Origin of the sequence: Mesorhizobium sp. WSM4904, from assembly GCF_029674545.1 — a bacterium.
GTDB lineage: Bacteria > Pseudomonadota > Alphaproteobacteria > Rhizobiales > Rhizobiaceae > Mesorhizobium.
The window spans coordinates 5,912,725-5,932,316 of record NZ_CP121354.1 but is presented as its reverse complement, the minus strand read 5'-3'; the positions used below and the strand labels follow the sequence as shown (position 1 = coordinate 5,932,316).

Here is a 19,592-nt window from a genome sequence, read left to right as displayed (position 1 = left end):
AGTGAGTCATGTCAGCCATCGTCACCCGCAACGATTGCCAGCCGCCTGCGAAAGCCGCCGCCGGCCGCGCCTTTGGACCCAACCATCGCTGGAAGGTGCTGGGCATCGGAGTCGCCGCCAATGCCGGCTTCTCCGCCACTTTCTCCGGCGTTCCAGCGACCGCGGTCGTCATGCGTCAGGGCTACCATCTCGACAATGCCTCGCTAGGCCTGGCGCTCGGTCTGCTCGGCCTCGGCGTGGCGCTCAGCGAGTTGCCCTGGGGCGTGCTCACCGACCGCTGGGGCGACCGCCGCGTGCTCCTGACCGGGCTTGGCGCGACGGCGGCATGGCTGTTCATCATGGCCATGCTCGTCGTGCCGACGAAAGCAGCCGTTCCCGGCGTCACGCTGCTTTCGGAAAGCCTGCTCGTTGCCGGCCTGCTCGGCGGCAGCGTCAACGGCTCCAGCGGCCGCGCCATCATGGGCTGGTTCGGCCAAGGCGAGCGTGGCTTTGCCATGAGCATCAGGCAGACGGCGGTGCCGCTCGGCGGCGGGCTCGGCGCGCTTGTCCTGCCGTCGCTTGCCGTGACCTTGGGCTATGCCGCGGTCTTCGGCCTGCTTGCGGCCCTATCCGCCCTTTCGGCTTTCTTTGCCTGGCGCTGGCTGCACGAGCCGCCGGCGCAAGGCGACGCTCACCCGGCCGCCGCGACGAGCGGTCCGGCGCCGCTGCGCAACATCGAGGTCTGGCGTATCTCGACGGCCATCGGCCTGCTCTGCTTCCCGCAGGTGGCGGTGCTTACTTTCGCCTCCGTCTTCCTACACGACTTCGCCGGCATGGGCACGTGGGTGACCAGCGCCAGTCTTGCCGCCGTGCAGACGGGCGCCATGGTGATGCGCGTCTGGAGCGGCCGCTTCACTGACCGCCACGGCAACCGCCGGCCGTTCCTGAGGTTCTGCAGCGTGCTCAGCGCGCTGGCCTTCCTCGCTCTTTGGCTGCTGGTGATCGCGGCGGCCGGGCAGCCCGCGCTGATGGTGCTCCTGCCCGTCATGGTGGTCGTGGCCGGCATTTCCGTCTCGGCCTGGCATGGCGTTGCCTATACCGAGCTTGCGACACTCGCCGGCCCCGGTCATGTCGGCACCGCGCTCAGCCTCGCCAACACACTTGTCTTCGTCGGCTTCTGCCTGGTGCCGATCGCCATTCCCTGGCTCTTGCTTTTCTCCGCATGGCCGGGCGTCTGGCTGGCGGCCGCGATCTGCGCGGCGATCGCGTGGCCGATCTTCCTGCGCCCAGCCTGATTCACCAAGCCTGATTTTTCGCCGGCTTTCCGCGGCAGTGGGAAGCCGGCTTGCCTTCAACATGAAAAAAACACGATCGATGTCGTTAACCCCCCATCAAGGTTAATGCTTCATTTTGGCTCTCCGGGGTCAGTAGCGTTTCTGGAGAGTTCCGTGCATCGACGCGTTTTTATGCGGCTCGTCGCCGCCGCCGTTGCGAATAAACCTTCCTTCCTTACTCCTTTGGTTCTGGGGCTCGGCTTCTGGGTCGGCTTTCCATCGGTCGTCGCCTATCAGGACATGGCGAGCCTCGTCTCCGGGCTGGAGTCGCCTCACGCCCGCTGGAACGCCTATGTCGAGAAATCCGTCGCCGGCTCGGTGCACGCCGCCGAGATGCCGTTTGTCGATTCGGCCGCCACGGGCTCGATCTCCGGTTCGGGCGTGGCATTGCCGGGCGTCGGCGCGGTTGCGTTCCGCGGCAAGGGCAATGTCGCCGGCACCACCCCCGATGAGGATCGCGTCGTGCGCGCCGACAAGAAGGGCCGCCTCGTTCAGGTGTCACCGGTGGCGCCGCCGAAGAATTTCAGCGCCGGCTCGATCTTCGAGCGCAGCTCCTCGCTGCTCCGTCCGAGCATGGACAGCAACCTGAAGTTCACCTTCGCCAAACCCGGCATCAAGGGCAAGGAAGTCCAGATCGCCCAGGCCTTCCACATCCGCGAGGACAAGAAGCCCGATCCGGATTTGCCGGCGGCTCTCGTCGCTCTCGTCAACAACGACAAGCCGGATATCCTCGCCACCGCCTATGCGCAGTCGGCACCGGACTACGCCAAGGCGTCGCCCTTCGAAGCGCTGCTGCAGGACGATCCGAACGACGGCCGCTTCATCCCGCCGATGGGCAAGGGCGACCATGCCTGGATGCAGAACCCTTTGCCGGCGGCCGTCTTCTCCATGCCGGAACAGGAATGTCTCGCCAAGGGCATCTATTTCGAGGCGCGCAGCGAGCCGGTGCGCGGCCAGGCCGCGGTGGCGCAGGTGATCCTCAACCGTGTCCGCAACCCGGCCTATCCGAAGACGATCTGCGGCGTCGTCTACCAGAACGACAACTGGTTCAACCGCTGTCAGTTCTCCTTCGCCTGCGACGGCAGGAAGAAGCGCATCAACGACCCGGTCGCCTACAAGACCGCGCAGGATGTCGCCATGGCGGTGACCGCAGGCAAGATCTTCATCCCCGAGGTCGGTTCCTCCACGCATTACTACGCCAACTATGTCCATCCGGGCTGGTCGCGTGCCATGCATCGCATGACCAGGATCGGCCTGCACATCTTCTATCGCACTTATGGCGGCGGCTGGAGCTGAGCCGTTCGAGCGAGCCTCCGGTAGCGTTCTGCGCGGGCCTGCCGCTCGCACCGATCGGTGCGGCTTGCCGCGCGGATTCGCGCCGAGTCCCCGCGCGGGCGTGACGGGCACGATGTCGCACCCGAATAAGCCATTGATTTAAAACAGGAAAATACATCACTTTGAAGTTCGACCCGTGGCTTGACGGGCGCGGACCCTCTAACTATGTTGCCGGCGACTTTAGAAGCGGACGGACGGTGATAGTCTGCCCGGGCAGGGGGGTTGCGATGGCCGACAAAAACAGGCCAGACGGAACCGGAGAAACCGGCCGCGGCAGGCAGCCAGAAGCCACCATCCGCGACCACGAACTTGAGCGCCGCCGGCGCGAGCTTGAAGCATCGCTTGCATCAAGACGCACGGACCGGCTCGAGGGGAAAGACGAAGCGAAGGCTGCGACCGGTTACGGTCAGGCATTGAAACTGTCCAGCGAGTTCATCGCCGGGGTGGTGGTTGGTGTCGGCTTGGGCTGGATTGTCGACCGCCTGGCGGGTATCGCGCCATGGGGTCTGATCGTCGGCCTGTTGCTGGGCTTCGGCGCCGGTATACTCAATGTCCTGCGTTCGGCGGGGCTTGCGTCGGAATTCGGTCAGGGCGGCAAGCCGCGCGAGCCGAAGGAATGAAATGAGGCGCCGCAAGGCGCTAAAGCGAACTCAAGAAGCCGGTTGCGGCTTTGACGGGGATAAAAAGTGGCTGCTGACAAGGTCGATCCGATCCACCAGTTCCAGATCCATCCGATCATTCCGATTCATATCGGCGGTTACGACGTCTCCTTCACCAATTCCGCTCTGTTCATGGTCGTGACGGTCATCGTCGCGTCCGCCTTCCTCTACATGAGCACCGCCAGCCGCGCCCTCATCCCGGGCCGCCTGCAGTCGGTGTCGGAAATGGCCTACGAATTCGTCGGCAACATGTTGCGCGACGCGGCGGGCAAGCAGGGGATGCAGTTCTTCCCGCTGGTGTTCTCGCTGTTCATGTTCGTGCTGGTCGCCAACCTCATCGGCCTGTTCCCCTATTTCTTCACCGTCACCAGCCACATCATCGTCACCTTCACGCTGGCCGCGCTGGTGATCGGCACCGTCATCGTCTACGGCTTCGCCAAGCATGGGCTGGGCTTCCTCAAGCTGTTCGTGCCGCATGGCGTGCCCGGCTATCTTTTGCCGCTGGTGGTGGCGATCGAAATCATTTCCTTCGTCTCGCGTCCCGTCAGCCTCTCGGTTCGTCTTTTCGCCAACATGCTGGCCGGCCACATCACGCTGAAGGTGTTTTCGGGCTTCGTCGTCAGCCTCAGCGCGCTGGGCGCCGTCGGCGTCGCCGGCTCCGTTCTGCCGCTCGCCATGGCGGTCGCGCTGACGGCGCTGGAACTGCTGGTCGCCTTCCTGCAGGCCTACGTCTTCGCGGTGCTGACCTGCATGTATCTGAACGACGCTCTGCACCCGAGCCACTGATCGATTTTCTTCGGCGTTTCGGCGCCAGCTTACCCAACGTACCAACTGCAACGATTACGAAAACCACAGGAGTTTTGAAATGGACGCAACTGCAGCAGCTGCTATCGGCGCTGGTATCGCCTGCATCGGCATGGGCGGCGCGGGCATCGGCCTCGGCAACATCTTCGGCAGCTATCTCTCGGGTGCGCTCCGCAACCCGTCGGCTGCTGACGGCCAGTTCGGCCGGCTGATCTTCGGCTTCGCCGTGACCGAAGCTCTGGGCATCTTCTCGCTCCTCATCGCGCTGCTCTTGGTCTTCAAGTAAGAAGCACGCGCTGACGAAAGGGGCCGCATGGTGCGGTCCCGCCGTATGGACAGGGGAATGAGATGTTCGTGACATCTGCCTTTGCGCAAGAGTCCGTGCCGGCTGCGGCCGAAGGCGATACGCATTCGGGCACGGCCGTACCGGCCGAAGCGCATGAGACGTTCCCGCCGTTCAATGCCGAGACCTTCCCGTCGCAGATTCTGTGGCTGGTCATCACCTTCGGGCTCTTCTATCTGTTCCTGAAGCGGGTTGTGATGCCGCGCGTCGGCGGTATCATCGATGTCCGCAACGATCGCATCACCCAGGATCTCGACCACGCCGCGAGGCTGAAGGGCGAGGCCGATGCTGCCGTTGCGGCCTACGAGCAGGAACTGGCGGAAGCCAAGGCTCGCGCCAACACGATCGGCCAGCAGGCGAGCGACGCCGCCAAGAGCGAAGCCGAAAGCACGCGCAAGAAGCTCGAGGCGGAACTCGAAAAGAAGCTCGGCGAGGCCGAGGCGAGCATCGCCTCGATCAAGGCCAAGGCGATGAAGGAAGTCGGCACGATCGCCGAGGACACCACGTCGGCCATCGTCGAGGCGCTCGTCGGCGGCAAGACCGACAAGGCCGAGATCTCGGCCGCGGTCAAATCCGCGAGCCGGTGAGGAGGGCATCATGGACGCCACATCACTCGCGACGCTCTGGGCAACCATTGCCCTGATCATCTTCCTCGGCGCCGTCATCTATCTGAAGGTGCCGGGCATGCTCGCCAAGTCGCTCGACGCCCGCGCGGCCAAGATCAGCAGCGAGCTCGAGGAAGCCCGCCGGCTGCGCGAAGAGGCCCAGCAACTGCTCGGCCAGTATCAGCAGAAGCGCAAGGAAGCCGAGAAGGAGGCCGCCGACATCGTCGCCGCCGCCAAGCGCGAGGCCGAACTCCTTGCCTCCGAGGCGCATAAGAAGACCGAGGACTATGTCGCCCGCCGCACGGCTCTTGCCGAGCAGAAGATCAGCCAGGCCGAGCGCGAAGCGATCGGCGAGGTGCGCGCCAGCGCCGTCGACATCGCCGTCGAAGCCGCCCGCGCGCTGCTTGCCGCCAAGGTCGACGCCAAGGCCGGCGCCGATCTGTTCAAATCCGCGCTGCAGGACGTGAAGGCCAAGCTGAACTGAGCGGCTCTACCGTCGCCAACAAAAAAGCCGCTGGGCAACCCGGCGGCTTTTTTGTTGCGGCGCGGAAGCTGCCAATCTCCCCCATTGTGGGGGAGATGCCCGGCAGGGCAGAGGGGGGCGCGAAGGATCGCCGGCGTTGCATTCTGGTCCGCCGCGCCGACGCGCATGGCAGCTTGGCGCATGCATTGTCTAATGTAGCGCTGGTCGACCCCCACTCCGTCTCGGCTTCGCCGAGCCACCTCTCCCCCGATCGACGGGGTAGAGGAAAGGCGCCAGGCTTTTTGCCGTCAACGCTCGTCCAGCGACGCTCCCTTCCTTTCCCTCCGGAGGGGGGAAAGGTGGCGCTGCGAAGCAGCGACGGATTGGGGGAACCACCTGGCAATCAAGCCCTGGCTTGATCAGTCACGCCAGTCACTGAAGATGTGTGCATGCCGTAACTACATTGGGGGAGATAGCTATCACTCCAATCCGGCGAAGCTCTCTTCCTCTTCGACCACCTCGACGCCACCCAGCCGGAACGGCGCGAAGGATGCGCGGTGCAGTCTTGCCACCGGGCCATGCGCTTCGATCGCGGTCCGATGCCGGACCGTCGCATAGCCCATATGCACCTCGAAGCCGTAATGCTCGTGATGGCCGCCGCAGCCGCACATCATGCGGTCGCGCATCACCTTGGCGACGATCGAGGCGGCGGCGATCGATTGTGAGCGCTGGTCGCCCTTGATCAAAGCGCGGCCCTCGCAGGCGAGTCCTGGCGGCACGTCGCGGCCGTCGGCCAAAGCCAGCCTGGGCCGCAGCGACAGGCCGGCGGCGGCACGGCGCATCGCTTCCAGGCTGGCTTTCAAAATATTGCTGTTGTCGATGCCTTCGGCGCTGATCGAGGCCATCGAGACGCTGAGCGCTGAGCCCAGGATTTTCAGGAACAGCGCCTCGCGCTGCAGGTGGGTGAGGCGCTTGGAATCATCGAGGCCTTCGGGAATGTTGGCGGGGTCGAGCACGACGGCTGCTGCCACAACCGGACCGGCTAGTGGCCCGCGGCCGGCCTCGTCCATGCCCGCGACTGGCCAAAGTCCCTCGGCCATCGCCTTCGTCTCGATGGAGAAGTCGGGCTTCTCGACCATTTCAAACAGAAGCGGAGAATCGGAACGCGCGCGAGCCATGGTGCGGCGAGGTTCGCATCCGCTCCGATTCTCCGCAAGTCCCTCCGGGTCGGATGGGGCTTCGGACCGGGAGGGCACCGTCTCACGGCCGGGGGACTGGGCCGGACGGGATTCTTGAGCAATTCCGGGAAAGTGCGCAGTGGTTCTTCATCCTGGAATTGCGTAAAAACAAATACTTAGCGGATCGCAGGCCTTTCATGGCCGGCGCCGTCATCACAGCAGCATCAGCTGCTCGCCGGCGCCGGAGCCTGCGACGAATTGATCGGTCCGAAGCTGCCGCCGCTCGGCATTGAGACCGAGCCGCTTGGCGGCGATCTCGAAGCGCCGGCCGATCTGCCACGCATACGGACCGGCGCCCTTCATGCGCTTGCCCCATTCCGAATCGTAATCCTTGCCGTCGCGCATCGAGCGGATCAGCGACATCACGTGCCGGTAGCGGTCCGGATAATGGCGCAAGAGCCAGTCCTTGAAGATCGGCGCCACTTCGAGCGGCAGGCGCAGAACGACATAGCCCGCTTCCCTGGCGCCGGCGGCGCGCGCCGAATCGAGGATGCGCTCCAGTTCCGGATCGTTGAGGCCCGGAATGATCGGCGCCACCATCACCGAAGCGGGGACGCCGGCATCCGAAAGCTGCCTTATCGCCTCCAGCCGCTTCGTCGGCGTCGACGCACGCGGCTCCATGGTCCGCGCCAGCATGCGGTCGAGCGTGGTAACCGACAGCGCCACCTTGGCGAGGCCGCGTTCGGCCATGCGCGACAGGATATCGATGTCGCGCGTCACCAGCGCCGACTTGGTGACGATGCCGACCGGATGGCCGCGCGCCTCCAGCACCTCCAGGATCTCGCGCATGATCCGGTACTGCTTCTCGATCGGCTGGTAGGGATCGGTGTTGGTGCCGATGGCAATGGTGCGCGGCTGGTAGCCGGGCTTCGACAATTCCCTGTCCAGCATGCGTGCTGCATCCGGCTTGGCGAACAGCTTCGATTCGAAATCGAGTCCCGGCGACAGGCCCATGAAGGCATGCGTCGGCCTGGCGAAGCAGTAGACGCAGCCATGCTCGCAGCCGCGGTAGGGATTGATCGAACGGTCGAAGGAAATGTCCGGCGATTCGTTGTGGGTGATGATGGTGCGCGGCTTCTCGACCTGCACCTCCGTCTTGAACGGTGGCAGCTCTTCCAGCGAGTTCCAGCCGTCGTCGAACACATGCCGGCTGACCGGCTCAAACCGGCCGGACGGATTGATGCCGGCGGAGCGCCCGCGGTTGCGGTCGGGGCGGATGCGCATGCCGCTCTGCTCGATCATGGCATTGGCCATCTCGGCCCTGCCTGCTCCGAAGGCGGCAATGTCGGCGCGGACGATCTGTTCCATTTTCGCCCTCTCCCAAGGACTGTCGGCAGGATGTCGAATCGCTCTAGTCATGAAACTATTCCTATTTTGCCGATGAGAACAAAGCAAGAACTTTTTCCGCTGGGACGCGCAACTGGCGCAGCGCCCGGCTTTCGGCTATTCGGCTAAGAATGCTCAGCGTTCTCATCGAGACCAAGAACGACGAAGAGGGTCTTGCCCGCACGCTCGCCTCGCTGATCGGCGGCGCGGTCGAGGGCGTCGTGCGCGATGTGGTCGTCTGCGACACCGGCTCGACCGACCAGACGCATCGCGTAGCAGAGCATGCCGGCTGCCATTATGTGGCCGGCGGCGTTGCCGCCGGTATCGGCCATGCCAAGGGGGATTGGCTGCTGCTGCTCGAGCCCGGCGCGCGACTGGCAGAAGGCTGGATCGAGGAGGTCGCGGCCCACACGGCAAGGCAGAGCATGCCCGCGCGCTTCTCACGTGCCCGCGGCAATCGCACACCGTTCCTGGCTCGTGTGTTTTCGGGCAGTCGTGCGCTGGCCGAAGGTCTCGTCATCAGCAAGCGCCAGGCCGCGGCTCTGGCGAAAAGCGCGCGCAGCGCCGAAGCCCTGGCGCGTGGCCTGGCTACCAGAAGGCTCAGCGCCGAAATCTGGGTCGCGCCGCCGAAGTGATGCAGGCGCCCGCACGAGGAAAGCCGGGCAGCAAATTTCAGTCGTTGCTTTATTGTGCATTGCACAAAATTAAGGGCGAGGTTAGCATCCCGGCATGCGGGACAATCGGGATTGGGTAATGCCGAAGCGATAGGCGGGCGTCGCTTCGTCGAACGTCAATGCATATGAGGACCCCGATGAATCTTGCTCCCCCAGACAATTCCGGTGCGGCCAGCCTGGAGGCCATCGCCCGCGACGGCAGCCTGCTCAGGCGCATCGCCGTGCGCATCCCGACCTATTTGAAGGATCTTCGCGAAAACCCGGCCTGGCTGCCGATGTTCGTGCTGGCGCGCACCATGCCGGGGCGTCGCATGCATTGGCTTGGCGCCAGGGCGGCCCGTCCGCTCGACGATGCGGGTGCAACGATGTTCACCGGCATCGAACGCGACGCGGTCGTCGAGGCGCTGCGCACCGATGGGCTGTTTTCGGGCTTCATGCTGCCGCCGGCGATCCATGAGGAGATCGCCGCTTTCGCGCAACGCACGCCCTGTTTCGGCAATTTCGACCGCCGTCTCGAATTCATGCCGGGCGACCATGCCGAGGCCGAGAAGCGTTTCGGTCGCTCGCTGCTCAGCGGCCATTTTTTCGAGCGCATCCTCGACTGCCCGGCCGCGCTTGCCATTCAACGGGATCCGCTGCTGCTCGACGTTGCCCGGCATTATCTCGGCGGCCAGGCGAAACTGATCACCACGCGCGTCTGGTGGAGCTTCCCGACCGGCAAGGCTTCCGACGCCGACAAGAACCTCGCCTCGCTCGGCAAATACCATTTCGACCTCGACGACTGGCGCATGCTGAAGTTCTTCTTCTATCTGGCGCCGGTCGACGCCGGTACCGGGCCGCATGTCTATGTCCGCGGCAGCCACAAGCGCCGCGCGCTCAAGCACCAACTGACGCTCCTGGTAGGCCATCCGGCGGAAGAGGTGCTGGATGTCTACGGCCAGCAAAGCCCGGTCACGCTGACGGGCGAGGCGGGCCTCGGCTTCGTCGAGGATCCGTTCGGCTTCCACATGGGCACGGTGCCGGCGATCACGCCGCGCCTGATGATGGAAATCGGCTTCGGTGTCTCGCGGCCTTCGCGCCGCCGCTTCCACGGCGAGCCGGTAATTCGCTGAGCAATTCCAGGAAAAGTGCCTAGAGCGGTTCACCGTTTCACGGAAACGCCGAACCGCTCTAACTCTTTGTTTTTACGCAATTCCAGGCGGAAAACCGCTCACTTTTCCTGGAATTGCTCTAGCGGTTTCCGTCCGGAATTGCGTCAAAACAAACGGGATCAGATCCCACGCACTTCAACCGGCATCCAGGCGGTGCGACGCCTGGCCAGTCGCTGCTCGCGGCTTTCGGCGTCGTAGCGGACCGGGATCGGCTCGCGGGAGAACTGCTCTCGATCATCCAGCGCATTGATGATGACGATGGCCCTGGCGTCAGCGCCATCGCCGGCGATCGCCACGACATAGACGCCGCATTCGCGGCACAGCAGATAGTCGGCGGTGCGCAGTCCGAAGCGATAGATCTGCAGCCGCGCGCCGTCTTCGACCGAGACGACCAGCGTTCCGTTCGGATCGGCAGCCGCCCGCGATCCATGCCGGATGCAGAACGAGCACTGGCAGGCGCGGATTTCCATCCCGCCGGGATAGAGAGCGCTGGAGAAGCTCAGGCGGATGTTGCCGCAATGACATCCGCCGCTGTGAACGGTCATGGCGCAGTCCCTTGTTTCCTCGCACAAGGTACTTCGCCGGCATCGGCTTCGGAATGGCGCCTCGAAGGCGAGAGTGCCATTCCGCCTGCAAACCGGATGCCGATCGAGCGCTTTGCCTGTGGTTACGAGGTGGGCTTGCCGCCCCGCCTGAGATGCTCGTCGAGGCGCGGCATGATCTCGACGAAGTTGCAGGGCATGTGGCGGTAGTCGAGCTGCGCCTTGATGATGCCGTCCCAGGCGTCCTTGCAGGCGCCGGGCGAGCCCGGCAGGACGAAGACGAAGGTGGCGTTGACGACGCCGCCGGTCACCCGGCTCTGGATCGTCGAGGTGCCGATCTTGTCGTAGGAAATGCGGTGGAAAACTTCCGAAAAGCCGTCCATGCGTTTTTCGAAGATCGGCTCCAGCGCTTCCGGCGTCACGTCGCGCCCGGTGAAGCCGGTGCCGCCGGTGGTGATGACGACGTCCACCGCTTCGTCCCTCGACCAACCGAGCACCTTCTCGCGGATCTTTTCCCGATCGTCGGTGACGATGTCGCGGGCGGCAAGGACATGGCCGGCCTCCGCGATCCGGTCGGCAAGCGTCTGGCCAGATTTGTCGTCGGCGAGGCTGCGCGTGTCGGAAACGGTCAGCACCGCGATGCGCACCGGAATGAAGGGACGGGCTTCGTTGGCCATCAAACGGCCTCCATGCTTCGCGTCGCAGCGACGAACCAGCCGGGATGGCGGCCACGGATGTCGATCGCCGCGCGCTTGGCGACATTGCCGGTTTCGAACAGGCCGAAGCAGGTGGCGCCGGAGCCGGACATACGGGCGAAGGCGGCGCCTGCTTTTTTGAGTGCCTTGAGCGCTTCGCCGACGGCCGGCTGGATGGTTTGGGCGGCGGGTTCGAGATCGTTGCGGGTCGTTTCGAGCCAGTTGCGGATGGTGTGGAAATCCAGACGGCTCGGCAGGGGCGGCAATGCCTCATTGTCGCGCCTGGAAAGCGCTTTGAACACGTCGGGCGTCGAGACGGCGGCGCGGGGATTGACCAGGACCAGCGCCAATGCCGGAAATTTCGCCAGCGGCCACAATTCATCGCCGATGCCGCGCGCAATCAGCGGCTTCGCCTTGAGACACATCGGCAGATCGGCGCCGAGCGCCAGCCCGATCCGCGCCAGTCCGGCTTCGTCGATATCGAGCTTCCAGAGACGCGCAAGACCGTTGAGCGCGGCCGCGGCGTCGCTCGAGCCGCCGCCGACGCCGGAGGCGATCGGCAGGTTCTTTTCCAGTCGGATGGCGACGGGCGACGTCCGCTCCGGACCGGCCTCTTGGCGTAAGGCCTCGCGCGCTCGCACGACCAGATTGTCGCCACCGAGCGGCATGCCGGCGGCGAAGGGACCGGATACCGAGAACGCGTCATGCTCCGCCGGCTCGATCTGCAGCCGGTCGCCGAAGCGGGTGAACACGGCGAGACTGTCGAGCAGGTGGTAGCCATCGGCGCGCCGTCCGATGACATGCAGCGCCAGATTGATCTTGGCAGGCGCAAGCCATGTCCGGGACTTGGCCTCGGGCTCCAGAATGTCGGCTGCTGGCGAGATGGCTTCAGTCCTTGGCCAGACGGTACTCGCCGGTCTTCGGATCCTTGACCAGCGTGCCCATCGTGCCGTTGGCCGCCTGTTTCTCGGTGCGCCGGATTTTTGCCGTCACACGCTCGGCCTCACGCACGAAAGCGCGATAGCCGAAATAGGCGGCGGCGCCGACGACAGCGAAGAAAATGATCTGCGGCATCTCAAAACTCCTCCCGCGTTCGCGCGGCAAGGCCGACCGTACAGGTCGATCAAGTGATCATGCTAGCCACTTTCATGGCTTTTTCAAAGCCCGAAGCGCGCCCACAGCGCGCGCTCTTCCGCCGCATCGATGACGCCGTTCGCGGCGGCCGCGGCGATATCCGGCGCCGAAAAACGCGAGCCGAACAGGCCGAAACGGCCGAAAAACCCGCGCGGCGTGGTGATCAGCTTGAGCTGCGTCTTTTCGCCGAAACGGGTCTTGAGCACGCTGCGCATGTCGCCCAGCGCATCGACCAGACCGAGCTCGAGACCCTTCTTGGCGGTCCAGAACAGGCCGGTAAACAGATCCGGATCGTCCTTGAGCTTGGTGCCGCGCCGCTCCTTGACCAGATCGATGAAGGTCTCGTGCACTTCGAGCTGCAGCGCCTTCAGCCGCTCGACGTCTTCCTTCTTCTCCGGCTTGAACGGGTCGAGCACGGCCTTGTTCTGGCCGGCGGTGTGGACGCGCCGCTCGATGCCGATCTTCTTCAGCAGTTCCGGGAACCCGAACGAGGCGGAAACGACGCCGATCGAACCGACGATCGAGGATGGGTCGGCGAAGATCTCGTCGCCGGCGATCGCGATCATGTAACCGCCGGAAGCCGCCACGTCCTCGACGAAGACCAGCACCTTCTTGTTCTTTTCCGCCGCCAGGTCGCGGATGCGCTTGAAGATCAGCCGCGACTGCACCGGCGAGCCGCCCGGCGAGTTGATCGAAATCGCGATCGCCGGCGCGTCGAAGCTGAACGCCTTCTCGATCATGCCGGCCGTCGAGGCGAGCGACAGGCTCGGCCGGAACTGGCCGCCGCCGGGCAGGATGGTGCCGTGCAGCCGGATGACCGGGATGGTGACGACTGTCGAGCGCCAGGATTTCGGCAGCAGGCGGTTGAGGAAGCGTTTCACGAAAGCTCGTCTCCAGAAGAGGTGCAAAAGCAGGGGTGAGACCTCATCCTTGCTCCCGGCATGTAGGAATTCGCCGGCCAACGGCAATGCCGCATTGCCGGCCTCTGTTCAATCGCCGAAAAGCGACGCCAGCCCATTATTGATCATCTCGGTTCGCTCCGTCGGCTCGCTCCCGGAGGGTCCGTGCAAGATGAGGGGCGGCCGGATCGACAGCTTGCCGCGCGCCCCGAGCGCCGCCCTGACGACGATGCGGATCGCCGTCGCGTCCGGGCGAGGGTGGACGCAAATTATCTCGGCGTCGCCGAAGCGGCCTTCGATCGCATCGAGGATGGCGACGAGCTGCTCCGGCCTGGCGATCACCGCCAGCCCGCCGCGCGGCTTGACGACGGCGGCGGCGCTTCTGATCCAGCTCTCGAACAGCCCGTCCTCCGTGACATGCGCTTGCTTCCGCAGCGCATCCGGCGTGGCGCGATCTTGCGCCGCGTTGAAGGGCGGGTTCATGACGACGAAGTCGAAGGAATTGTCGGCAAGCCCGGCTTCGGCCCGAGCGCGGCCGGCAAGCGTGACGTCGGCCGTCAGCGCCGAGGCGCGGCCGACGAGATGCGCATTGCCCGGATGCGCAAGCGTGGCAGCGGCAAACGCCGCCATCTCTGCGGAGCGCTCGACCAGAACCGCGCGCGATTGCGGACAGCGCGACAGCACGGCCAGCGCGGCGGCACCCGCGCCGGCGCCGAAATCGGCGAGCCCGCCGGAAAAGGCAGATGGAACAGCAGCGGCCAGCATCATGGCGTCCATGCCGGCGCGGTGGCCTTGTCTCGGCTGCACCAGCCAGAAGCGCCCGCGATGGAAGGCGTCGACCGTGTGGGCCGGCGTGTCGGCGCTGAGGGCGGTTGATGCTGTCATTATTTCCGGCGGATCTCGTTTTCGATGCCGGCGTCCTTCAGGATGCGGCGCGCCGCATCGGCCTTGTCGGCATCGACCATGACGCGCCTGGGCAGGATGCCGATCGATCCGTCGAGCACGCTCATGTTCTGGTCGGCGACGAAGCAGGCGATGCCGGCGTCGCGCATCAGCGATTCGACGAAGGAGATGACGACGGCGTCGTTGGTGCGGACGAGTTCTATCATGGAATGAAAATCGCAGGTTGCGGCGTTCATGTAAACGTCCAGGCAGGCCCGCGCCAGGCCGGCCGCGCCAATTCGCCTCTTGCCGTGCCCGGTTGTACCGACCTAGAGTCGCACCGGGACCAGGGTGTTGTCGTGCGCGTCAATATACGGGAGAGATCGTGGTGGGCGTCGTTCTGAATATCGAAGGCAAGCGGGAACCCGCTTCCATCAAGGATCTCATCGATCTGACGGCAGCCGACATGGGACGCGTCAACGAGCTGATCCTGTCCAAGGCCGGCTCCGACGTCGAGATGATCCCGGAGATCGCCAACCACCTGATCTCGTCCGGTGGCAAGCGGCTCAGGCCGATGCTGACGCTCGCTGCCGCCCAGATGTTCGGCTATGCGGGCGAAGGCCACGTCAAGCTCGCCACCGCGGTCGAATTCATGCACACCGCGACGCTGCTCCACGATGACGTGGTCGACGAGAGCGCGCTTCGCCGCGGCAAGAAGACGGCGCGCATGATCTGGGGCAACCAGGCAAGCGTGCTGGTCGGCGATTTCCTGCTCGGCCAGGCTTTTCGCATGATGGTCGAGGTCGGCTCGCTGGAAGCCCTCGACATTCTGTCGAGCGCCGCCTCCATCATTGCCGAGGGCGAGGTGATGCAGCTTGCCGCCGCCAAGAACTTGGAGACCACCGAGGACGAGCATTTCGCCGTCATCAAGGCCAAGACCGCCGCCCTGTTCTCGGCCGCCGCCGAAGTCGGTCCGGTGATTGCCCAGGCCTCCCGCAACGACCGCGCCGCGCTGCGCTCCTACGGTATGAATCTCGGCCTTGCCTTCCAGCTCATAGACGATGCGCTGGACTATGGCGGCTCCAGCAAGGAGCTCGGCAAGAATGTCGGCGACGATTTCCGCGAGGGCAAGGTAACGCTGCCGGTGATCCTCGCCTATCGGCGCGGCACCAAGGCCGAGCGCACCTTCTGGAAGCGTGCCATCGAGGACAATGTCACCGACGATGCTGGGCTCGAAAAGGCGATCGGCCTGATGACCCGCCACGGCGCCATCGCCGATACGATCGGCCGCGCGCGTCACTTCGGCGAGATTGCCCGCGACGCGCTGGCGCCGCTGGAAGCGACGCCGCAGAAGTCGGCGCTGATCGACGTCATCGATTTCTGCATCAGCCGCGTCAACTGAGAGCGTCGGTCTTCCCGGAGCTTGCCTGGCATCCGCCGGGTGAGGTGATCTGTGAATCCCGCTCCGATCGTCTCGACAAACGGCCGTCGCGCAAATTATCTATAAAATATGGCCAGCACTGACGACACGATCGCCGTCCGCATCAGCAAGGAACTGGCGGACCGCATCATTTCGGGCGCTATCGAGCCCGGATCGCGGCTGCGCCAGGACCATGTCGCCGAGGAATTCGGCACCAGCCACGTGCCGGTGCGCGAGGCCTTCCGCCGCCTGGAGGCGCAGGGTCTGGCGATCAGCGAGCCGCGCCGTGGCGTGCGCGTCGCCGCGTTCGACCTCGGTGAGGTCCGGGAGGTGGCCGAGATGCGCGCGGCGCTGGAAGTGCTGGCGCTGCGCCACGCCGCGCCGCATCTGACGCCGGCGATCCTCGACCAGGCCGAGGAGGCGACCAAGGCGGGCGACAAATCCCGCGATGTCCGCTCCTGGGAAGAGGCCAATCGCACCTTCCACCGGCTGATCCTGGCGCCCTGCAACATGCCGCGGCTGCTTTCCACCATAGACGATCTGCATGCCGCGAGCGCCCGCTTCCTGTTTGCGGCCTGGCGCTCCGAATGGGAGACCCGCACCGACCAGGATCATCGCGCGATTTTGAGCGCGCTCAGGCAGGGCAACACGGAATCGGCCGCCGTCACGCTTGGCCGGCACGTGCAATGGATCGGCCAGAAACCGGTCAAGACCGCGTCCGGCAAGACCCGCGACGCCTTCGCCATAGTCGGCTAGGGAACGCAGACACAGCTACGCTTCTGCGCTCCATCGCAGCCAAATGTCGGTTTTGGGCACCCTGACGGCCCTTCAATGGCTCAGCATCGTCGCGCGTCGATCCATGTCTCCGAAAGGGAGCGCTTGCCATCTCTGCAAAAATATGGATTCGATAATAGATCGAACGCATAAATTATCTATAATTTCACCAGCCAGGGACATCACCGTGACAAACATCGCCGTTTCGACCCGCAAGCCCTCCTTCAGCCCGCTCAGACTGGATAGTCGCTCCGTCGCCTGGAAGGCCGGCGCCGTCGTTCTCGGCTCGCTGTTCCTGGCGCTGTCGTCCTATATCGAGGTGCCGATGGTGCCGGTTCCGGTCACCATGCAGACCTTCGCCGTGACGCTCGTCGGCGCGCTCTACGGCTGGCGGTTCGGCGCGCTCACCATCGCGGCGTGGCTCGTCGAGGGCGCCGCGGGCTTTCCGGTTCTGGCGGGCGGCGCCGCCGGCGTGCAGTATTTAGTCGGTCCGACCGGCGGCTATCTCTTCTCGTTCCCGATCGTCGGCGCGGTCGTCGGCTGGCTGGCCGAGCGCGGCTGGAACGGCAATCGGGTGATGCTTGCCTTCGCCGCCATGCTCATCGGCAATCTTCTGTGTCTGGTTCTCGGCACGGCCTGGCTTGCTGTCATGATCGGCGCCGAGAAGGCGATCACCTTCGGCTTCCTGCCGTTCATCGTCGGCGGCCTGCTGAAGTCGGCGCTGGGCGCCGCGACGCTGAAGCTCTTCTCGACCTATCGGGCCGAACAGCGCGATCCGCGCGCCTAAGATGCGATGACCGTCAGGCTGCGCGCCCATCATCTGCTCTGCCTGCTGACCTATGTCGGCAAGGGTTATTCGCCCGCCTTCACCGCCAACTATGACAAGGTGGTGGGGCGGCTGGGCGAGGGCGAGGCGGTCTTGATCGTCTCCGGGCCGGACGACATCTGTGCCCCGATGCTGGACGAGCCCGAGCCGCACTGCCTGCGCGAAGGCGCCGCCGAACGGGATGGGCTCGCCGCGCGCGATGTCGGCGCTCTCCTCGGCCGGCCGGTCCAGGCCGGCGACCGGCTCGCTCTGGACCCCGCCAGCCTGGCGCGGATGCGGACGGCGTTTTCCTCCGGCCAGACGCGCCGGGCATGCTCCGGCTGCGAATGGTCTGGCCTCTGCGGTGCGGTCGCCGCCGGCGGATTTCACGATACCCGCCTGTAGACGGCCGATACCGCCGGGCCGCAGGCGCCCGCTCCGGACTTTTCGGTCGCCGGGCATCGTTTTTTAAGTTGGATGATCGCATTGTGATTCGCGCCGGATTGAAGCCCGACCCCAAAAAGGCCATGCTTTGTCTGGAAAAGATCGAGTCTGTGGGCGGTCCGCCAAGGGCGGGAACCCGTCTGGCTGAAAGGGATAAGATGCAGCAAAGACGTGCGCGCTGGCTGACAAGGCTGGCATTTTTGACGGGTGTGGCGCTTTCGGTGCTGCCTGCCCATGCCAAGGAAAACGCCCAACCGATCCAGATCACGTCCTTCTCGGGCGCCTATCTTGCCGCCCACATCGCCGAAAGCGACAACGATCTCAACAACGCCATCGCCTATTACAAGCAGGCGCTGGCCTTTGCCCCCAACGACACGGAGCTGCAGCAGAGCCTGATGCTGGCGCTGGTCGCGCAAGGGCGTTTCGAGGAATCGCTGGTCTATGCCGACAAGCTCAAGGAAGTGCCCGATGTCGAGCGTTTCTCGCGGCTGGCGCTTGCCGTCGATTCCTTCCACAAGAAGGACTACGCCAAGGCCCAGTACTGGCTGAAGCTGTCGCTCGAATCCGATCTCGACCGGCTGCTCTCCGGCGTCATGGACGGCTGGGCCAAGGAAGGCGCGGGCAGTGCGTCGGAAGCGATGGAATCCATCGACAAGCTCAAGGGACCGGACTGGTTCGGCCTGTTCAAGTCCTATCATCGCGCGCTGATCGCCGACGCCGCCGGCCTTTCCGACAAGGCCGATGAAATCTACGCCGCCACCCTGGCCGACACCGCCGCCGGTGGCTCCGCGCCCGAGACGTGGATGCGCAACGCCCAGGCCTATGCCTCGTTCCTCTCCCGCAAGGGCGACAAGACGAAGGCGCTTGCGGTGCTCAACCAGGCCGAGGCCTTCGCGCCGGGCAAGCTCGAAATCACCACGCTGCGCGACAGGATCAACAAGGGCGACAAGATCGAGCCCTTGGTCGCTACCCCGGCCGACGGCGCCTCCGAAATCCTGCTCGACCTCGCCACCGCGCTCAATCGCGGCGGCGGCGAGCCTTTCGTGCGGCTCTATCTGCAATACGCGCTGGCGCTGAAGCCGGACAGCGATGCCGCCCTCGTTCAGCTCGCTGCCGTCGCCGAGCAGCTGAAGGACGGCGAAGGCGCGATAGCGCTCTACCGCCGCATTCCGGCCTCCTCGCCGCTGAAGGAGCTTTCGGAGCTGCAGCTTGGCCTGAACCTCGCCGACATCGACCGCAACGACGAGGCGATTGCGCACCTCAAGGGTTATGTCGATGCGCATGCGGCCGACATGCGAGGCTATCTCGCGCTCGGCGGCGTCTATTCCTCCAAGGAGGACTACCGCTCGGCCGCCAATCTCTACGACAAGGCGGTCGAGGCGCTGAAGACGCCGACCGCCGCCAACTGGAACATCTTCTACCAGCGCGGCATTGCCTATGAGCGACTGAAGGAATGGCCGAAGGCAGAGCCCAATTTCCGCAAGGCGCTGGAGTTGCAGCCCGACCAGCCTCAGGTTCTGAACTATCTCGGCTATTCCTGGGTCGATATGAACACCAACCTCAAGGAAGGCCTGGCGATGATCCAGAAGGCCGTGGATCTCAGGCCAAGCGACGGCTACATCGTCGATTCGCTGGGATGGGCCTATTACCGCCTCGGCCGCTTCGATGACGCCGTCCGCGAAATGGAGCGCGCCGTGTCGCTGAAGCCGGAGGATCCGGTCCTCAACGACCATCTGGGCGATGCCTATTGGCGCGTCGGCCGCAAGCTGGAAGCGACCTTCCAGTGGACACAGGCACGCGACCTTAAGCCGGACCCGGACGTGCTTGCCGCCCTGCAGCAGAAGCTGCTCAAGGGGCTGCCGCCGATCGAATCCAACACGGCGCAGGAAACCCCCAAGGTCAAGCCGGTCACGCCGCCCCCGCCGAAGGGGTGACCCTTCCGCCAACGTTCAAGACGACGGGGCTCATCTAGCCCCGTTTTCGTTTCGGCTCGGCGTCTGCCGAGCCCGGGCCGGCCTCACTGAATATCGGCAAACGCCAGTTCCCTGGCGGAGAAATCTTGACCTGTAGGCTGTTTGCGTTGGCA

Annotated in this window: 23 protein-coding genes; 14 read left to right on the top strand and 9 right to left on the bottom strand. The window is 64.9% G+C overall.

The window, feature by feature from the left end; translation table 11 throughout:
* Window positions 1-8 precede the first annotated feature (8 nt).
* From QAZ47_RS28845 to QAZ47_RS28815, 7 genes are all read left to right on the top strand, one after another.
* Window positions 9-1,274, top strand: a complete 1,266-nt coding sequence (locus QAZ47_RS28845) for an MFS transporter (protein ID WP_278231636.1) — start codon at window positions 9-11, stop codon at window positions 1,272-1,274.
* A gap of 153 nt (window positions 1,275-1,427) precedes the next feature.
* The gene (locus QAZ47_RS28840) at window positions 1,428-2,609 is read left to right on the top strand and encodes a cell wall hydrolase (protein ID WP_278204331.1); all 1,182 of its coding nucleotides are present in this window, start codon (window positions 1,428-1,430) and stop codon (window positions 2,607-2,609) included.
* A 266-nt stretch (window positions 2,610-2,875) separates the two neighbouring features.
* Window positions 2,876-3,268 (top strand): AtpZ/AtpI family protein, encoded by a 393-nt coding sequence (locus QAZ47_RS28835; RefSeq protein ID WP_278231635.1) that lies wholly within the window; start codon window positions 2,876-2,878, stop codon window positions 3,266-3,268.
* A gap of 66 nt (window positions 3,269-3,334) precedes the next feature.
* Window positions 3,335-4,093, top strand: coding sequence for a F0F1 ATP synthase subunit A (locus tag QAZ47_RS28830; RefSeq protein WP_278073366.1), 759 nt, complete (start codon window positions 3,335-3,337; stop codon window positions 4,091-4,093).
* Window positions 4,094-4,172: 79 nt separating this feature from the next.
* Entirely contained in the window at window positions 4,173-4,397 is a 225-nt protein-coding gene (locus QAZ47_RS28825; RefSeq protein WP_027164582.1) for a F0F1 ATP synthase subunit C, read from the top strand.
* A gap of 62 nt (window positions 4,398-4,459) precedes the next feature.
* Entirely contained in the window at window positions 4,460-5,041 is a 582-nt protein-coding gene (locus tag QAZ47_RS28820; protein ID WP_278231634.1) for a F0F1 ATP synthase subunit B, read from the top strand.
* 10 nt (window positions 5,042-5,051) lie between these two features.
* Window positions 5,052-5,543, top strand: a complete 492-nt coding sequence (locus tag QAZ47_RS28815; protein ID WP_126095303.1) for a F0F1 ATP synthase subunit B — start codon at window positions 5,052-5,054, stop codon at window positions 5,541-5,543.
* A 458-nt stretch (window positions 5,544-6,001) separates the two neighbouring features.
* On the opposite strand, the gene QAZ47_RS28810 is transcribed toward QAZ47_RS28815, so the two are convergent.
* Both QAZ47_RS28810 and QAZ47_RS28805 read right to left on the bottom strand, forming a co-directional pair.
* Window positions 6,002-6,700 (bottom strand): ribonuclease HII, encoded by a 699-nt coding sequence (locus tag QAZ47_RS28810; protein WP_278204328.1) that lies wholly within the window; start codon window positions 6,698-6,700, stop codon window positions 6,002-6,004.
* Between the two features lie 213 nt (window positions 6,701-6,913).
* Window positions 6,914-8,068 (bottom strand): PA0069 family radical SAM protein, encoded by a 1,155-nt coding sequence (locus tag QAZ47_RS28805; protein WP_278231633.1) that lies wholly within the window; start codon window positions 8,066-8,068, stop codon window positions 6,914-6,916.
* Between the two features lie 149 nt (window positions 8,069-8,217).
* Here QAZ47_RS28805 and QAZ47_RS28800 point away from each other — a divergent pair, with 149 nt between their 5' ends.
* Both QAZ47_RS28800 and QAZ47_RS28795 read left to right on the top strand, forming a co-directional pair.
* The gene (locus QAZ47_RS28800) at window positions 8,218-8,721 is read left to right on the top strand and encodes a glycosyltransferase (RefSeq protein WP_278231632.1); all 504 of its coding nucleotides are present in this window, start codon (window positions 8,218-8,220) and stop codon (window positions 8,719-8,721) included.
* Between the two features lie 176 nt (window positions 8,722-8,897).
* Window positions 8,898-9,872: a hypothetical protein gene (locus QAZ47_RS28795; RefSeq protein WP_278231631.1), complete on the top strand. Its 975-nt coding sequence runs from the start codon at window positions 8,898-8,900 to the stop codon at window positions 9,870-9,872.
* A 158-nt stretch (window positions 9,873-10,030) separates the two neighbouring features.
* Here QAZ47_RS28795 and QAZ47_RS28790 read toward each other — a convergent pair whose 3' ends face one another.
* The 7 genes from QAZ47_RS28790 to QAZ47_RS28760 all read right to left on the bottom strand — a co-directional run bounded on the left by QAZ47_RS28790 (window position 10,031) and on the right by QAZ47_RS28760 (window position 14,290).
* On the bottom strand, window positions 10,031-10,456 hold the full coding sequence (locus tag QAZ47_RS28790; RefSeq protein ID WP_278231630.1) for a hypothetical protein: 426 nt from the start codon (window positions 10,454-10,456) through the stop codon (window positions 10,031-10,033).
* A gap of 122 nt (window positions 10,457-10,578) precedes the next feature.
* On the bottom strand, window positions 10,579-11,130 hold the full coding sequence (moaB, locus tag QAZ47_RS28785; protein ID WP_278231629.1) for a molybdenum cofactor biosynthesis protein B: 552 nt from the start codon (window positions 11,128-11,130) through the stop codon (window positions 10,579-10,581).
* Window positions 11,130-12,011, bottom strand: coding sequence for a 4-(cytidine 5'-diphospho)-2-C-methyl-D-erythritol kinase (locus QAZ47_RS28780; RefSeq protein ID WP_278233905.1), 882 nt, complete (start codon window positions 12,009-12,011; stop codon window positions 11,130-11,132). Before QAZ47_RS28780 ends, moaB begins: the two co-directional genes overlap by 1 nt.
* A gap of 25 nt (window positions 12,012-12,036) precedes the next feature.
* Complete coding sequence (locus tag QAZ47_RS28775) at window positions 12,037-12,222, bottom strand: membrane protein (protein WP_027164591.1); 186 nt, start codon at window positions 12,220-12,222, stop codon at window positions 12,037-12,039.
* Window positions 12,223-12,305: 83 nt separating this feature from the next.
* Complete coding sequence (locus tag QAZ47_RS28770) at window positions 12,306-13,163, bottom strand: S49 family peptidase (RefSeq protein WP_278231628.1); 858 nt, start codon at window positions 13,161-13,163, stop codon at window positions 12,306-12,308.
* Window positions 13,164-13,271: 108 nt separating this feature from the next.
* Window positions 13,272-14,066: a methyltransferase gene (locus QAZ47_RS28765; RefSeq protein ID WP_278231627.1), complete on the bottom strand. Its 795-nt coding sequence runs from the start codon at window positions 14,064-14,066 to the stop codon at window positions 13,272-13,274.
* Window positions 14,066-14,290: a DUF2007 domain-containing protein gene (locus QAZ47_RS28760; protein WP_278073355.1), complete on the bottom strand. Its 225-nt coding sequence runs from the start codon at window positions 14,288-14,290 to the stop codon at window positions 14,066-14,068. The genes QAZ47_RS28765 and QAZ47_RS28760 overlap by 1 nt, the downstream gene beginning before the upstream one ends.
* Window positions 14,291-14,451: 161 nt before the next feature.
* Here QAZ47_RS28760 and QAZ47_RS28755 point away from each other — a divergent pair, with 161 nt between their 5' ends.
* From QAZ47_RS28755 to QAZ47_RS28735, 5 genes are all read left to right on the top strand, one after another.
* Entirely contained in the window at window positions 14,452-15,465 is a 1,014-nt protein-coding gene (locus QAZ47_RS28755) for a polyprenyl synthetase family protein (protein WP_278073354.1), read from the top strand.
* Between the two features lie 108 nt (window positions 15,466-15,573).
* Complete coding sequence (locus QAZ47_RS28750; protein WP_278231626.1) at window positions 15,574-16,239, top strand: GntR family transcriptional regulator; 666 nt, start codon at window positions 15,574-15,576, stop codon at window positions 16,237-16,239.
* A gap of 205 nt (window positions 16,240-16,444) precedes the next feature.
* Window positions 16,445-17,044, top strand: coding sequence for a biotin transporter BioY (locus QAZ47_RS28745; RefSeq protein WP_278231625.1), 600 nt, complete (start codon window positions 16,445-16,447; stop codon window positions 17,042-17,044).
* 6 nt (window positions 17,045-17,050) lie between these two features.
* Window positions 17,051-17,467, top strand: coding sequence for a DUF1284 domain-containing protein (locus QAZ47_RS28740; RefSeq protein WP_278231624.1), 417 nt, complete (start codon window positions 17,051-17,053; stop codon window positions 17,465-17,467).
* 197 nt (window positions 17,468-17,664) lie between these two features.
* Window positions 17,665-19,440, top strand: a complete 1,776-nt coding sequence (locus tag QAZ47_RS28735; protein ID WP_278231623.1) for a tetratricopeptide repeat protein — start codon at window positions 17,665-17,667, stop codon at window positions 19,438-19,440.
* Window positions 19,441-19,592: the final 152 nt, after the last annotated feature.